We start from the raw sequence: 16,377 nt of genomic DNA, 5'->3' as shown, positions 1-16,377 counted from the left end.
CGGTTCTCACCGCGCGCCGCCTACCAAATATTTTATTTCACCTGGCGCTTCTGATACTCACCAGCGGCCTTCACAAAGCCGGCGAACAACGGATGACCATCACGCGGCGTCGAAGTAAATTCCGGGTGGAACTGACAAGCTACAAACCACGGATGATTCGGCAGTTCGATAATCTCAACCAGCTTGTTGTCTGCAGAACGGCCGGCAACACGCAGCCCGGCGGCTTCGATCTGCTTCAACAGCATGTTGTTAACTTCATAGCGGTGACGATGACGTTCAACAATGGTCGGTTCGCCGTACATCTGACGTACCAGGCTATTGTCGGTCAGGTGGCATTGCTGGCCACCGACACGCATCGTGCCACCCAAATCGCTTTCTTCAGTACGCACTTCGACGTTGCCGTCTTCGTCACGCCACTCGGTGATCAACGCCACCACCGGATACTTACAGTCTGGCACAAACTCGGTAGAGTTGGCGTTCTCCATACCCACCACGTTGCGGGCGAACTCCATCAGTGCCACCTGCATACCCAGACAGATGCCCAGGTAAGGGATGTTATTCTCACGCGCAAAACGCGCGGTCATCACCTTGCCTTCCACACCACGGTAGCCGAAGCCGCCTGGGATCAGGATCGCATCCAGACCTTTCAGCACTTCTACGCCGCGGGTTTCCACATCCTGCGAGTCGATCAGCTTGATGTTCACGGTCAGACGATTTTTCAGGCCGCCGTGTTTCAAGGCTTCAATCACTGACTTATAGGCATCCGGCAATTCGACATATTTGCCGACCATGCCAATAGTCACTTCGCCGCCCGGATTGGCTTCTTCGTAAATCACCTGCTCCCATTCGGCCAGGTTGGCTTCCGGCGCGTTGAGGCTGAATCGTTTACAAATATAATCATCAAGGCCCTGAGATTTCAAGAGGCCTGGGATTTTATAAATAGAATCAACGTCTTTTAGGGAGATAACCGCTTTTTCCGGCACGTTACAGAAAAGTGCGATTTTCGCACGTTCGTTAGCAGGAACGGCGCGATCGGAACGGCAAATCAGCACATCAGGCTGAATACCGATTGAAAGCAGCTCTTTTACGGAATGCTGAGTCGGTTTGGTTTTCACTTCACCGGCAGCGGCCAGGTACGGCACCAGCGTCAGATGCATGTACAGGGTGTGCTCACGGCCCACTTCCACAGCCATCTGACGAATGGCTTCCAGGAACGGCAGCGATTCGATATCGCCCACGGTACCGCCGATCTCCACCAATACCACGTCGTGACCTTCGCCACCTTCGAGGATACGCTCTTTGATCGCGTTGGTGATGTGCGGGATAACCTGTACGGTTGCGCCCAGATAGTCGCCACGGCGTTCTTTACGCAGAACGTCGGAGTAGATACGGCCAGTGGTGAAGTTATTGCGGCGCGACATTTTGGTACGGATGTAGCGCTCGTAGTGACCCAAATCCAGATCGGTTTCTGCGCCGTCTTCGGTGACGAAAACTTCCCCATGCTGAATCGGGCTCATGGTGCCCGGATCCACGTTGATGTACGGGTCCAGTTTCATGATGGTAACGTTGAGGCCACGGGCTTCAAGAATAGCCGCCAGAGAGGCTGCGGCAATGCCTTTACCCAGAGAGGATACGACCCCGCCGGTCACAAAAATATAATTAGTTGTCATGCTGAACCTGAGAGTTTAGGTTTAAAGACGATGGAAGAACCAAGACGGGAAAGTAGTATACCCGAACCTCTTCAGACCTACAAACGATCGTTTTACTGTCCATCATCTCTGTCACCCTCAGGAGTTCATCCGGGTTTACCTTATCGGCACACCCTCGGTGGTCTTTTTAAAACAATGAGTTAGCACGGAAAATCTCAATTTACCGCCCTTTGGCAACCATAAAACACCTTAGATTTCAGTTTGTTGGCGTTTTACTGTCGGGACGTCGCGGTTCAGCAAACCATGACCCAAAGCTTAACCGTTTCAGCTTGGCTAAATCTTGTCGCCGATCAACATTGCGACATTCATAGGACAGCACCGCAGCGGATTAGTTTTCCTGACGTTTAACCTGCTGCCACGCCTCTTCCATCTGCTCCAGCGTGGCTTCACCCATTTGCAGTCCACGCTGTTTGACGATCTCTTCCACCTGACGGAAACGGCGCTCAAACTTGCGATTGGCTGCCTGCAGCGCGTTTTCTGCCTTGTGACCAAGATGACGGGATAAATTCACCGTGGCGAACAGCAGATCGCCGATTTCCTCTTCCAGCTTCTGCTCGTCGACCACCGCCTGCCGCGCTTCATGCATCACTTCGTCGATCTCTTCGTACACTTTGTCCAGCACCGGCCCCAGGGTGTGCCAGTCAAAACCGACCGAGGCGCAGCGTTTCTGGATTTTGTGCGCCTTCATCAGTGCCGGCAACGCCTGAGGAATATCATCCAAGGCCGAATGCAGCTCTTTCTCAGCACGTTCACCGGCCTTCAACTGCTCCCAGCGCGCCGCAACGACTTCACTGTCCGCAGCATCGGCTTCGCCAAAGATATGCGGATGACGGCGCTCCAGCTTGTCGCTGATGGCATTGCACACCTCATCGAAGTCAAACAGCCCCTGCTCCTGGCCCATTTGGGCATAAAACACCACCTGGAACAGCAGATCGCCCAGTTCATCACGCAGATCGCCATAGTCCTGGCGCTCAATGGCATCCAGCACTTCGTAGGTTTCTTCCAGCGTGTAAGGCGCGATGGTGGCGAAGGTTTGCTTGCGGTCCCACGGGCAACCGGCCTGCGGATCGCGCAGCGTTTTCATGATGTTCAGCAAGCGTTGCAGCGGAGAAGATTGGGTCATATGAAAGTCTCTGACAAAAGAATGGGCATCAGTCATTAAGGTGAAACGTAGGGGCGCTGCATGCAGCGCCCGAGTCAATCGGGGCGAATATATTCGCCCCCTACGATAACTGAAGCCACGGAGCTTGGCCAACAACGATGCGGCTCGAAAGACCCAGGGGATTTAACTGCCGTGCAGTCGCTTGGCGTCTATCACATCCGGCAGTTGGTTGAGCTTGGCCAATACCCGGCCCAGCACCTGCTGGTTATAAATTTCAATGTCCATATCGATGGTCGCCAACTGCTTTTTGGTGTCGCTGCGGCTGGCCACGCCCAGCACGTTGACCTTTTCGTTGGCCAAAATGGTGGTGATGTCGCGCAGCAGACCACTGCGATCGTTGGCCATCACGCGCACCACCAGTGAATAGCCGCTGGAGTAGCTTTCGCCCCACACGGCGTCAACGATACGTTCCGGCGCGTGCGACTGCAGATCCACCAGTTGGTCACAGTCAGCCCGGTGGATCGAGATACCGCGTCCCTGGGTGATAAAGCCGACAATGTCGTCGCCCGGGATCGGCTGGCAGCAGCGGGCAATGTGGTGCATCAGGTTACCTACCCCTTCCACCACCACCCGGCCGTTGTCCTTGCTGCGAGTTGCCGCCGGCGCCTTGTGCTGAACCAGTTGGCGCAGTGCTTCGCGATCCTGCTCTTCGGCGCTCGGTTTGTTGAACTTGCCCTGCAGGAAGTTCACCATCTGATTCAGGCGAATATCCCCGCCACCAATCGCCGCCAGGATTTCATCCAGCGAATTCATGTTGTAACGCGGGATCAGCAGCTTCTCGGCCTCTTTCAGGCTGATGCCGAGGTGTTCCAGCTCGCTGTCCAGCATTTGGCGACCGGCCAGGATGTTCTTGTCACGATCCTGCTTGCGGAACCAGTTGTGGATCTTGGAGCGCCCGCGGCTGGTGGTGACGTAGCCCAGGTTCGGGTTCAGCCAGTCACGGCTCGGGTTCGGCTGCTTCTGGGTGATGATTTCAATCTGATCGCCCATCCGCAACTGGTAGGTAAAGGGTACGATGCGGCCGCCAATTTTGGCGCCGATACAGCGGTGGCCGACGTCGCTGTGAATATGGTAGGCAAAGTCGAGCGGCGTAGAGCCGGCCGGCAGATCCACCACGTCACCTTTCGGGGTAAACACATAAACCCGATCGTCGAATACCTGGCTGCGAACCTCGTCGAGCATCTCGCCGGAGTCCGCCATCTCTTCCTGCCAGGCGATCAGTTTGCGTAGCCAGGCGATGCGTTCTTCATAGCCGGAACGCACTGTCGCAACCGCACCCTCTTTGTATTTCCAGTGCGCAGCCACGCCCAGTTCGGCGTCTTCATGCATCTGGCGGGTACGGATCTGGATCTCCAGCGTTTTACCGCGCGGCCCCAGCACCACGGTGTGGATCGACTGATAACCGTTAGGCTTCGGGTTGGCGACATAGTCGTCGAACTCATCCGGCAGATGGCGGAAGTGGGTATGCACAATCCCCAGCGCCGCATAGCAGTCCTGCAAGCGCTCGACCACCACGCGCACCGCGCGCACGTCAAACAGCTCGTCAAACGCCAGGGCTTTCTTCTGCATCTTGCGCCAGATGCTGTAGATATGTTTCGGGCGGCCGTAAATATCCGCCTTGATGCCCTCGTCGCCCATAGCACCGCGCAATGTAGCGACGAAATCATCAATAAATTGCTCGCGATCGATGCGGCGTTCATGCAGCAGTTTGGCGATGCGCTTGTATTCGTCCGGGTGCAGGTAGCGGAAGCAGAAATCTTCCAGCTCCCATTTCAGTTGCCCGATACCGAGGCGGTTGGCCAGCGGTGCATAGATATTCGAACACTCTTTGGCCGCCAGTACGCGTTCGTCTTCCGGCGCATCTTTCACTTCACGCAGGTGAGCGATACGCTCCGCCAGCTTGATCACCACGCAGCGGAAATCTTCCACCATCGCCAACAGCATGCGGCGCACGTTGTCGACCTGTTCGGAGGCCATCGAATCGTTTTGGGTGGCTTTCAGTTGGCGGATGGCATCCATGTCGCGGACACCGTGTACCAGGTAGGTGATGCCCTTGCCGAAGGCTTCGGTCAGGGTTTCTTCCTCCACAATACCGGCATCCACCAGCGGGAACAGCAGCGCAGCACGCATGCTGTCGTTGTCCATGCTCAGGGTCGAGAGGATTTCAACCATTTCCAGCCCGCGCCACAGCAATAGCGAGGCGTTAGGGTGATTCTGAGTCTGTTGCTCACAGTAGCGCCAGGTTGCGGCTAATCGCTCACATGACTGCGGGTTAGGTAGCCCCAAGCTGGCAATCCACTCGTCGAGAGCAAATTCGCCAGCCGTGTTCAGATGTGCACTTCTTACCGCAACCATAACCTCTCCCTACTTTGCAGCGACCTCTGGCGCAAACCGTTAATCAACAGCGCCATTGACTCAATATGCCCCGTATGCGAAAACCGTTCCAACATTCACACACGCGCAAGACGATAAGAAGCTGGCGTGACTCAGCCTATTCTTATGTGCATTATATTGCCCATTCGCTCCCGGTGTGGCAACACCTTCTATGCCTGCCACCGCAGCGGCGCGTCGCGCCAACGGCAGGGTAAAAAGCCCCAGGCCGCAGAACAGATCCAATACCCGAACATTGGGTTGAATAGCCTGCCATTCAAGGGCAAGCCCCACCATTAACTGATTTAATAAGCTATTTATCTGAATAAAGTCACACCAACCAAAGTCTAAGCGTAGCCCGTCGCTCTGATAATACGGCGTTTCAGCGCACAGTTTTTCGAGACTCTCACTGCCCGGTGCCGAATAAAGAAGTGCGCCATAGTTTGTCGATCGAGTGCCGGTTCATTTAAAGTAGAGCCTGTCCGGCAATTTTCCCACATTGGAATCCCATGACCAAATACAGCCTGCGGGCGCGCATGATGATCCTGATTCTGGCCCCAACGCTGTTGATTGGTCTGTTGCTCAGCACTTTCTTCGTGGTGCACCGCTACAATGAATTACAGGAACAGCTGGTTGATGCCGGTGCCAGTATTATCGAACCGCTGGCGGTGGCCAGCGAGTACGGCATGACGTTCCGCAGCCGTGAGTCGGTCAGGCAATTGGTCAGCCTGTTGCACCGTCGCCATTCGGATATCGTGCGATCCATTACGGTGTTCGACGCGCAGAACAATCTGTTTGTCACCTCCAATTATCATCACAACTTTACCCAATTGCAGTTACCGAAAGGGGTACCTATCCCCACCGATCTGATGCTGACACGGCGTGGCGACTCGCTGATCCTGCGCACCCCGATCCTGTCGGAGAGCCAATATCCGGACCAAGCCGTCAGCAGCGATCCCCAGCAGGATAACCGCCTGGGCTATGTGGCGATCGAGCTGGATCTGCAGTCAGTCCGGTTGCAGCAATACAAAGAGGTGTTTGTCTCCACCCTGCTGCTGCTGTTGTGCATGTGTATCGCCATTCTGTTTGCTTACCGCCTGATGCGTGACGTCACAGGCCCGATCCGCAATATGGTGAACACCGTTGACCGCATCCGCCGTGGCCAGCTCGACAGTCGGGTCGAAGGCTTTATGCTCGGCGAACTGCACATGCTGAAAAACGGCATCAACTCGATGGCGATGTCGCTCACCGCTTACCATGAAGAGATGCAGCAGAATATCGATCAGGCCACCTCCGACCTGCGCGAAACGCTGGAGCAGATGGAGATCCAGAACGTTGAGCTGGACCTGGCAAAAAAACGCGCTCAGGAAGCGGCGCGTATCAAATCCGAATTCCTGGCGAACATGTCACACGAGCTGCGGACCCCGCTCAACGGCGTGATCGGCTTTACCCGCCAGATGCTGAAAACCGAGATGAGCGTCACCCAGACCGACTATCTGCAAACCATCGAGCGCTCGGCCAACAACCTGCTGACCATCATCAACGACGTGCTGGACTTCTCCAAGCTGGAGGCCGGCAAGCTGGTACTGGAGCATATCCCGTTCTCGCTGCGTGAGACGCTGGACGAAGTGATAGTGCTGCTGGCCCCCAGCGCCCATGAGAAAGGGCTGGAACTGACGCTGGATGTGCACAACGACGTGCCGGAACAGGTGATTGGCGATTCATTGCGACTGCAACAGATCATTACCAACCTGTTGGGCAACGCGATCAAATTTACCGAGACCGGCAACATCGATATCCGCGTCGAGCTACGTGGCCAGCAGGATCGCCAGATGGAGCTGGAAGTGCAGATCCATGACACCGGCATTGGCATCTCCGAACGGCAGCAGTCGCAGCTGTTCCAGGCGTTTCGTCAGGCGGATGCCAGTATTTCACGCCGCCACGGCGGTACCGGCCTGGGGCTGGTGATCACCCAGAAGCTGGTGAAGGAAATGGGGGGCGATATCTGCTTCCACAGCCAGTTGAACCGCGGCTCGACCTTCTGGTTCCATATCACTCTTGATCTGCATGAGGGCATGCTGTCGCTGCCGTCAAACCTGCCGGATCTGCAAGGCAAGACCCTGGGTTATATCGAAGCCAACCCGATGGCGGCGCAGGCGACGCTGAATATGCTGAGCGTCACCCATTTGGTGATCACCCATTCGCCAACGCTGGCCCAGTTACCGAAGAAAAATTACGACTTCCTGCTGGTGGGAGTGCCGATCCCGTTCCGCGAGAATATGGCACAGCACGAAAGCAAGCTGTTGGCGGCATTGAAGATCGCCGACCGGGTAATTCTGGCGCTGCCCTCTCAGTCACAGATCAATGCCGAACAGCTTAAACAGCAAGGTGCGGCCGGCTGCCTGATCAAGCCGATCACCAGCAACCGTCTGTTCCCGCTGCTGCGTATGGAAACCCCGCTGCGCCTCACCGCCCTGCCGGAACATAAACGCCTGCCGTTGACGGTGATGGCGGTCGACGATAACCCGGCCAACCTGAAGCTGATTGGCACTCTGCTGGCCGAACAGGTGGAAAAGACCCTGCTGTGTGAAAGTGGGGAAGAAGCGTTGCTACTGGCGCGCGACAACGTGCTGGATCTGATCCTGATGGATATCCAGATGCCCAATATTGACGGTATTCGTACCAGCGAGCTGATCCGCCAACTGCCGCACCACAATTCGACGCCGATCGTCGCCGTCACCGCCCATGCGGTCAGTGGCGAGCGCGAACATTTGTTGCAGGCCGGTATGGATGACTATCTGGCCAAGCCGATTGACGAAGCGATGCTGACCCGCGTACTGGCACGTTATTACAGTGGCGAACCGGAGCCGGTAGCGCCGCTTAATCAGCCGCTGCTGTCGCTCGACTGGCCGCTGGCGCTGCGTCAGGCCGCGAACAAGCCCGATCTGGCGCATGACCTGCTACAGATGCTGCTCGATTTCCTGCCGCAGGTCAGCGGACGGGTACAAGCGATGTTGGACGGCACGCCGGATGATGGCATTCTCGATTTGATCCACAAACTGCACGGCAGTTGCAGCTACAGCGGCGTACCCCGCCTGAAACAGCTGTGTTTCTACCTTGAACAGCAACTGCGTCAGGGCGTCAGTAATGATGAGCTGGAGCCGGAGTGGCTGGAGCTGTTGGATGAGATTGAACTGGTCAGCCAGGCGGCTCGCGCGCACCTGGCCTGATGCCATACGCAATAAAAAAAGCACGCCGAAGCGTGCCTCTGATTGGGACTGGTTAGCTATTACTGCATCAGCAGATACAGCGAGGTGTCGCCACGCAGAATATTCAGCGCCAGTACCGACGGCTTGCTGTCGAGGATTTTACGCAGTTCGCCCAGATTCTGGATCGGCTGCTGGTTAACCCCCAGGATAAAGTCGCCTTTTTTCAGGCCGATACGTGCAGCCGCGCTGCCGGCCTTAACGTTATCCACCTTCACGCCTTTCTGGCTGCCCGTCTGGCCATTGCTCAGTTCGGCGCCTTCGATACCGGTGTAGATATTGCCGGATTCAACCTGAGTCTGTGAACTTTGCTCCAGCGTGACGTCCACGGTAATCGGTTTGCCGTCGCGGATAATACCCAGCGACATTTTGCTGCCGACCGGCAAAGTACCGATTTCCGCACGGAACGACGCGAAGCTGGAGATGGCTTTACCGTTCATGGTGACAATCACGTCACCGGCCTTGATGCCCGCCTTGGCGGCAGAAGATTTCGGCATTACCTGGCTGACAAATGCCCCGCGCTGCGCGTCCACTTTCATCGCTTTCGCCAGCTCAGAGTTCAGCTCAGCGCCCATAATGCCCAATTCACCGCGTTTCACCTGACCGAATTCGACCATTTGCGCCGTCAGGTTTTTCACCATGTTGCTCGGGATGGCAAAGCCAATACCGATGTTGCCGCCGTCCGGTGCCAAAATGGCAGTGTTAATGCCAATCAGCTCGCCATTCAGGTTAACCAACGCACCGCCGGAGTTACCGCGGTTAATTGCCGCATCGGTCTGGATAAAGTTCTCGTAGTTCTCGATATTCAAGCCGCTACGACCCAACGCAGAAACGATGCCGGAGGTGGCGGTTTCACCCAGTCCATACGGGTTGCCGATCGCTACGGTGTAATCACCCACACGCAGTTGTTCAGAGTCCGCCATCTTGATCGCCGTCAGATTTTTAAAGTCTTTCAGCTGAATCAATGCGATATCGGAACGCGGATCCTTACCGATCACCTTGGCGTCAAATTTACGGCCATCGCTCAGTTGGACCTGTATTTTGTTGGCATTATCCACCACGTGGTTATTGGTTACCACATAGCCTTTGGCGGCATCAATCACCACCCCGGCACCCAGCGCCTGGAATTTCTGCTGAGTCCCCTGGCCAGGTGCACCCTGCCCACCGCCCTGACACATCGGCGAAGCCTGGAACGGTGAACCGTCCTGGCAGAACGGTGAGTCTTCACCGAAGAACTGTTGGAACTGCGGCGGCATCTTCGCCGTGTTGACGGTTGTGCTGCCTTCAACATTGATGCTCACCACGGAAGGCATCACTTTTTCCAGCATCGGTGCCAGGCTTGGCAATTGCTGAGTGCTGGAAGAAGCGGTTTCTGCGGCGCTGGCCGTCATCGGACCCATCGCCATACCAATACTGAAAGCCAATGCGCTCAGAACTAATGCGGTTTTTTTCATCTGTGTGTCTCTTATAAAGTCGTTCAGAAAGTATTACGGTCTTTGTGCATAGTCAGAACGTATTAATACCCCTAAGTTCCAGCGCAGGTTATTGGTAATAGTAAACAAATATTGTCCGTCTTTACAAAACTCGAAATAGATAACGCGCCGTCCAGTAAAGTGCTTAAAATAATATTTATTAGCTGAATGAATTATTCAGCAGCCATTAATCGCCGGTATTCGTCATAAGCATAAAGATCGGTCATACCGCTGATATAATCCTGCAGCAAACGTGCACGAAAATAATACTCGCGGATCGCCAACTGCTCGGGCGACAGGTGTTGCAGGCCTTCAATCGCTTCTATGTAAGCCAGCCGATGTTTGGTCGACAGCTTATGAAACAGACGCGTTTCGATTGGATAAGCACGATGGCTGTCTTCCTGCACCAACAGGGTAAAATCCGCCAGCGGCATTGCCAACAGCGGGCTGTAAATATCCAGCAGGCCGCTGATCACCCGGTACCCCTGCAGTTCAAGCTGCTCGACTTCCGGATGATTAAACACGTGTTTGAACGCGACATTTTTGAATATTTTCAGCAATTGGTAAGCCGGGCTGGAATCCTCCAACAGCGCCTGATTAAAGTTCCCCTGATAAACCGCCTCCAGGTTATCAATAAACCGCTGCGCCGCATGCGGGACCAACCGCGCCACGGTGAAAACCCGTAAATACATGAAGAACTGGTCTTCGCTGCTGCGTCGCGCGCCACCGCGATCGATCTTGCGAAATGCGCTGGCCACGGTTTTATCAAACAAATCGCCCGGCGACACTGCCCCCCATTCCTGGGTTAAATGCTGGTAAAGCTGCTCAACGGTGAAAATGTTTTTTTCCACCGCATCTTCCAGATCGGCCACGCAGTAGGAAATATCGTCAGCGGCTTCCATTATATAGGTCAATGGGAAGCGGTCGAACTCGCCCATATTCAGCTCGCGCCGCAGCCGATCGACAAACGCTTCTTCCGCCAGATAAAAGCCCGGTTTTTTCATCAGGTAGTTATGGCTGACGGGAATGTCACTGGCCCAATAGGCCGGGCGGGTATATTTCAGGATACAGCCCACCTGCGCATAGGTCAGGTTAAGTTTCAGCAGGCTGTACACCAGCCGGATCGCCTGAGCATTGCCTTCGAAATGGCTGAGGTCCTGACGGATGCGGCTGCGCAGACGGTTAAGATCGCTCTCGCCTTCGTGCAGACGCAGTGCACTGACCTGACAACGATCGTTACTGGCCGGCTCGCTGCCGCAGCTGGCGGGATCGAGCCGCTGGGAAAACCAGTTGTTAATCGCGGACTCGCCAAAGTGACCAAAGGGCGGGTTGCCGATGTCGTGCATCAGACAGGCCATTTCAACAATGCTTTCAAAGGGATCCAGTAGTTTTGTCAGGCCGAGCTCATCGATTCGTCCGTCCTGTTTAAAACGATTGAGGATCTCTTTGGCGATATGCCGTCCGACCTGCTGCACCTCCATCGAGTGTGTCAGGCGGCTGCGAACCGCGGCGTTACGCTCGAGAGGAAACACCTGGGTTTTTTGCTGCAGACGGCGAATGGCGGCGGAATTGACGATGCGCCCGCGATCGCTCTCGAACTGCCGGACAATATCGTATTCTTCCTCGGCTTCAATTGGCTTGCTGAATGGCCGTTGGAAGCTGATTTTCTGCTTAAAGTCGATCCCGGACATCTGTTTCTCCGCCGTTGTACCCTGCCCCGTGATAACAATTCCCGACGGCATATGCAACGGATTATCTCTCTATGAGAGCCATGATAGACTATGGCGAAATTCCCACACCCAATCAGTGAGTGTTATTTATGAAAGTAGGCATCATCGGCGCAATGGAGCAGGAAGTCACCCTGCTGCGCGATCAAATCGAAAACCGTCAGACCCTTCAACGCGCGGGCTGTGAAATCTATACCGGCCAGATCGGCGGCGTTGACGTGGCGCTGTTGAAGTCTGGCATCGGCAAGGTTTCTGCGGCCATGGGCACCACCCTGCTGCTGGAACACTGCAAGCCGGATCTGGTGATCAATACCGGTTCCGCCGGTGGCCTGGCCAGCACGCTGAAGGTCGGCGATATCGTGGTGTCCGAAGAAGTGCGCTACCACGATGCCGACGTGACCGCCTTTGGGTACGAGCCAGGTCAGATGGCCGGCTGCCCGGCGGCGTTTGTGGCGGACGACGCGCTGATTGCGCTGGCGGAAGACTGCATCAAACAGCTGAACCTGAACGCCGTACGCGGCCTGATCTGCAGCGGCGATGCTTTCATTAACGGCGCCGAGCCGCTGGCCCGCATCCGTGCCACCTTCCCGACCGTGGCCGCGGTAGAAATGGAAGCGGCGGCGGTCGGGCACGTTTGCCACCTGTTCGCTACGCCGTTTGTCGTCGTGCGCGCTATCTCTGACGTGGCCGACAGTGAATCGCACATGAGTTTTGACGAGTTCCTTACCGTGGCTGCCAAGCAATCTACGCTGATGGTCAACGCCATGCTGCAAACCCTGGCTAAGCGCGGTTGATGTGACACGACGCTTTTCAGCCCTGCTGTGGCTGCTGGCCTTATGGATGGCGCTGCCTGCCGGCGCCGCCCAACGGGTGATCAGCCTGGCTCCCAACACCACTGAACTTGCCTATGCTGCCGGCATGGGCGAAACCCTGCTGGCAGTCAGTGCTTATTCCGACTACCCACCAGAGGCCAGGAAGCTGGAACAAGTCGCCTCCTGGCAAGGGATCAATCTGGAGCGAGTGCTGGCGTTGAAGCCGGACCTGATCCTGGCCTGGCGCGGCGGCAACCCGCAGCGAGTGCTGGATCAGCTCGCCGCTTTTGGTATCCCGATCTTTTATGCCGATGCCACCACCATTGATGACATCGCCCAGCGGCTGGATGACCTGGCCCAATACAGCCCGCATCCTGAGCAAGCGCATCAGGCGGCAGACGCGATCCGTCAGCAAATTGCTGCGCTGAAAGCAAAATATCCACACAGTCAGCCACGACGGGTGCTGCTGCAATTCGGTACCCAGCCGCTGTTCACCAGCTCCGGCGCCACCTTGCAAAGCCAGGTGCTGTCGTTGTGTGGCGCAGAGAATATCTTTGCCGACAGCCGTATGCCGTGGCCGCAAATCAGCCGCGAACAGGTACTGGCCCGCCAACCGCAGGCCATCGTCATTACCGGCGACCAAAAAGAAATCGCCAGCGTGAAAGCCTTCTGGGCACCGCAATTACAGGTGCCGGTGCTTGCGGTGAATGGCGACTGGTTCAACCGCGCCGGCCCTCGCATCATGCTGGCGGCGCAGCAACTGTGCAGCCAACTGGCGGAGATCCGTTAATGCTGGTGTTTTGGCTGGATATTCTCGGCACTGCGGTTTTCGCCATCTCCGGCGTATTGCTGGCGGGCAAGCTGCGGATGGATCCATTTGGCGTACTGGTACTGGGCGTGGTCACGGCGGTCGGTGGCGGCACCATCCGCGACATGGCATTGGCCAACGGGCCGGTATTCTGGGTGAAAGATCCGACCGATCTGATAGTCGCCATGATCACCTGCGTGCTGACGCTGCTGCTGGTACGCCAGCCGCGCCGTCTGCCCAAGTGGATCCTGCCGGTGCTCGATGCCGTCGGCCTGGCCGTGTTCGTCGGTATCGGGGTCAATAAAGCCTTTGCCGCCGACGCCAGTCCGCTGGTGGCGATTTGCATGGGCGTGATCACCGGGGTCGGCGGTGGCATTATCCGTGATGTGCTGGCGCGGGAAATTCCGATGATCCTGCGAACTGAAATTTACGCCACCGCCTGTATCATCGGCGGCATTGTGCATGCTACGGCCTATGCCACCTTCGGTATGCCGCTGCAGCAGGCGATGATGCTCGGCATGGGCATCACGCTGGCGATCCGCCTGGCGGCCATTCGCTGGCACCTGAAACTTCCCGCCTTTATCCTCGAGCGCTAATCCCTCCGCCCGATCTACGGGCGGAGCCTTATCAGGCAGTCACATTTAAAAACAGAATTTTCGACTAAAAAATAAGCAAAGTGTTATTATCAACGCCTGAAAAATGCAGGGAAAACAATGTAATAAACTTTTTAACGCCAGGTTAATTATTTTCCCACCCTGTTAAATCTTATTAACTTTTTGCCGATAAGCCATTATGTGATTGCTTACGGATGGCTATTCCCCAAATTATGAAAAATATTCTCTCTTTATTCAGTGTACTGCTGTGCAGCCCGCTCGTTTACGCCGGTGCCACCAGCGGACAAATCGGCGTCAGCCTGACCATCGTCCCAAAGTGCAGCGTGCATATCGACGATTCCGTGCCCCAGGTGAAATGCGGTGGTACGGCCGATACCCAGCCTAAAGTCACCCACAGCCCGTTGCAGGCCGGGAGTGAAAACGGGTCCCACCAGGAACTGGTGACCGTAGAGTGGTAGCAATAAAAAAACCCGCAAACCGGTGAGGTTGGCGGGTTTTATACTGTTGCAGGCAGGATCAGACGCTGAACGAGGATCCGCAGCCGCAGGTTGTTTTGGCGTTCGGGTTGGTCACCACGAAGCGTGAGCCTTCCAGCCCTTCGGTATAATCGACCGAACCGCCCACCAGATATTGCAGGCTCATTGGGTCAACCACCAGCGCAACGCCCTGCTTCTCGATGGTCATGTCGCCATCGTTGACCTTGTCGTCAAAAGTGAAGCCGTACTGGAATCCGCTGCAACCGCCACCGGTAATGTAAACCCGCAACTTCAGATTCGGATTTTCTTCATCAGAAATCAGGACTTTAACCTTGCTTGCTGCTGCCTCGGTAAATTGCAGGGGCAGTGCTGTTTCATCACTCATACTCTTTACTCCCAACATTGTTCTGCATCAGGTCGCTACAATGGCGGCCGGATTAATGTTAATGATTATCCAATACCTGAGTGTTCCGTTCAAGTATTCACCGCATTTGTTGTATTTTCTTTACCTGTTTTATCTGCCGCTTCGCGCGTCTGCAACGCTTCCTGACGCTGTAAGGTTCGGGCCAATATTGAGGAATACAACGGCTTACCCCCGAGGAACTGCGCTACCAGCGTAGCACCAAGGCAGGTAATGATCATTGGCAGTATGAGCTGGTAGTTATCGGTCATTTCCAGCACCAGCACGATCCCGGTCAGGGGCGCACGTACCGTGGCGGCAAACAGGGCGCCCATCCCGGCAATGGCAAAGGTACCGGCCTCAATGCCGTACGCCGGGAACAGGTGGGCACCGGCCAGGCCAAAGGCAGTACCAAACAACGTGCCCAATGCCAGCATAGGGGCAAAAATCCCACCCGGCGCACCGGAGCCGAAGCATAACAGCGTGGTGATCACCCGGGTGATAAAAATAAACATCAGCATGCCGACGCTGTAATTACCTGCCGCTGCGATCGGGATCAGTCCAAAGCCCCCGCCTGCCGCTTCTGGCTGGATCAGCCCCAGAATGCCGCAGATGCCGCCAAGCAAGCCGCCCATCAGCAAAACCTTACGCATTTTGCCGCCGTGCAGACGAGCGAACATGTCCTGAGTGCGGAAAATCAGCGCATTGAACATGACGCCCACCGCACCAAAGATCGCCCCGAGCACCAGATACAGCCAAAGGGTGTTAATCGGTGCCGAGGAGAGCTTACCCACTGCAATCACCGAACCTTCACCGTTGAACAGCTGGAATACCACGCTCGACATGATAACGCCGATAAACACCGCTTTAATCGAGATCAGGTTATAGCGGAACTGCGGACGCATCTCTTCAATGATAAACAGAATACCCGCCAGCGGCGCGTTGAAGGCAGCAGAAAGCCCAGCCGCCGCCCCCGTGGCCAATAGCGAATGACGCGCTTCGGCGCCACGCATGCGGAAGATATCCAGCACCATGCGCCCAACATTGCCGCCCATTTGTACCGTCGGCCCTTCACGACCCAGTACCATGCCCGCCCCCAGCGTGCCCATGCCGCCGATAAACTTCACCGGGATCACGCGCCACCAGCGCACCGGACGCAGCTCTTCCAACGCCCCCTCGATCTCCGGGATACCCGAACCGCCCGCCTCCGGGGCAAAGCGATGTACCAGATAGTACCCCAGCACCGCCAGCAGGGCGGAAATAATAAAGGCCAGCGGCCAAACCAGGATCCAATAATCGGCGACCTGGGCCAGCCCGGACAAACGCTGCTGCTGCACCCAATCCACCGCTTTATCGAACGCCACGCCGAGCAAGCCCGCCAGGGCTCCCACCACTGCCGCCATTAACAGGATCGCTATCGGGGTTTTATCACGGCGCATAAGCTGACGCACCGCGTCACTGCGTTTCAGGCGTGGGGCACGCGCTAGCGGCGGCTGTTGCTGTAATTCAGTCATAATGGGTTATTCATTAATGGAATTAAATGTAATACAAATAGGCCAGC

13 protein-coding genes are annotated in these 16,377 nt (G+C 56.0%); 5 read left to right on the top strand and 8 right to left on the bottom strand.

The features are described from left to right. Positions 1-32 precede the first annotated feature (32 nt). The 4 genes from pyrG to QOT07_RS25890 all read right to left on the bottom strand — a co-directional run bounded on the left by pyrG (position 33) and on the right by QOT07_RS25890 (position 5,562). Entirely contained in the window at positions 33-1,670 is a 1,638-nt protein-coding gene (pyrG, locus tag QOT07_RS03640; RefSeq protein WP_099063058.1) for a glutamine hydrolyzing CTP synthase, read from the bottom strand. A gap of 367 nt (positions 1,671-2,037) precedes the next feature. Next, positions 2,038-2,832: a nucleoside triphosphate pyrophosphohydrolase gene (mazG, locus tag QOT07_RS03635; RefSeq protein ID WP_085120255.1), complete on the bottom strand. Its 795-nt coding sequence runs from the start codon at positions 2,830-2,832 to the stop codon at positions 2,038-2,040. Between the two features lie 162 nt (positions 2,833-2,994). After that, the gene (relA, locus tag QOT07_RS03630) at positions 2,995-5,226 is read right to left on the bottom strand and encodes a GTP diphosphokinase (RefSeq protein ID WP_099063059.1); all 2,232 of its coding nucleotides are present in this window, start codon (positions 5,224-5,226) and stop codon (positions 2,995-2,997) included. Between the two features lie 60 nt (positions 5,227-5,286). Then, a complete protein-coding gene (locus QOT07_RS25890; RefSeq protein ID WP_391575253.1) occupies positions 5,287-5,562 on the bottom strand; it encodes a hypothetical protein in 276 nt (91 codons plus the stop codon). Between the two features lie 188 nt (positions 5,563-5,750). On the opposite strand from QOT07_RS25890, the gene barA reads away from it, so the two are divergent. Continuing rightward, entirely contained in the window at positions 5,751-8,471 is a 2,721-nt protein-coding gene (gene barA / locus QOT07_RS03620; protein WP_262261706.1) for a two-component sensor histidine kinase BarA, read from the top strand. Positions 8,472-8,530: 59 nt separating this feature from the next. Here barA and degP read toward each other — a convergent pair whose 3' ends face one another. Together degP and dgt are read right to left on the bottom strand one after the other, a co-directional pair. After that, positions 8,531-9,961: a serine endoprotease DegP gene (gene degP, locus QOT07_RS03615; RefSeq protein ID WP_099063061.1), complete on the bottom strand. Its 1,431-nt coding sequence runs from the start codon at positions 9,959-9,961 to the stop codon at positions 8,531-8,533. Positions 9,962-10,152: 191 nt separating this feature from the next. Next, positions 10,153-11,670 (bottom strand): dGTPase, encoded by a 1,518-nt coding sequence (gene dgt, locus QOT07_RS03610; RefSeq protein WP_207979249.1) that lies wholly within the window; start codon positions 11,668-11,670, stop codon positions 10,153-10,155. Positions 11,671-11,798: 128 nt separating this feature from the next. Here dgt and mtnN point away from each other — a divergent pair, with 128 nt between their 5' ends. From mtnN to QOT07_RS03590, 4 genes are all read left to right on the top strand, one after another. Beyond that, on the top strand, positions 11,799-12,500 hold the full coding sequence (gene mtnN / locus QOT07_RS03605; RefSeq protein WP_099063063.1) for a 5'-methylthioadenosine/S-adenosylhomocysteine nucleosidase: 702 nt from the start codon (positions 11,799-11,801) through the stop codon (positions 12,498-12,500). Positions 12,501-12,546: 46 nt separating this feature from the next. Continuing rightward, on the top strand, positions 12,547-13,308 hold the full coding sequence (btuF, locus tag QOT07_RS03600; protein WP_390903421.1) for a vitamin B12 ABC transporter substrate-binding protein BtuF: 762 nt from the start codon (positions 12,547-12,549) through the stop codon (positions 13,306-13,308). Next, positions 13,308-13,922, top strand: a complete 615-nt coding sequence (locus QOT07_RS03595) for a TRIC cation channel family protein (RefSeq protein WP_099063065.1) — start codon at positions 13,308-13,310, stop codon at positions 13,920-13,922. The genes btuF and QOT07_RS03595 overlap by 1 nt, the downstream gene beginning before the upstream one ends. 230 nt (positions 13,923-14,152) lie before the next feature. After that, positions 14,153-14,398, top strand: coding sequence for a hypothetical protein (locus tag QOT07_RS03590; RefSeq protein WP_237520843.1), 246 nt, complete (start codon positions 14,153-14,155; stop codon positions 14,396-14,398). A 58-nt stretch (positions 14,399-14,456) separates the two neighbouring features. Here QOT07_RS03590 and erpA read toward each other — a convergent pair whose 3' ends face one another. Both erpA and clcA read right to left on the bottom strand, forming a co-directional pair. Then, a complete protein-coding gene (gene erpA, locus QOT07_RS03585; RefSeq protein WP_062791309.1) occupies positions 14,457-14,801 on the bottom strand; it encodes an iron-sulfur cluster insertion protein ErpA in 345 nt (114 codons plus the stop codon). A gap of 89 nt (positions 14,802-14,890) precedes the next feature. Continuing rightward, positions 14,891-16,330 carry a H(+)/Cl(-) exchange transporter ClcA gene (gene clcA, locus QOT07_RS03580; RefSeq protein WP_099063066.1) on the bottom strand — a complete coding sequence of 480 codons (1,440 nt, stop codon included), beginning with the start codon at positions 16,328-16,330 and terminating at the stop codon, positions 14,891-14,893. Positions 16,331-16,377 lie beyond the last annotated feature (47 nt).

Source organism: Serratia proteamaculans, from assembly GCF_949794035.1.
GTDB classification, from domain to species: domain Bacteria; phylum Pseudomonadota; class Gammaproteobacteria; order Enterobacterales; family Enterobacteriaceae; genus Serratia; species Serratia proteamaculans.
This window is presented reverse-complemented; position numbering and strand designations above follow the sequence as displayed.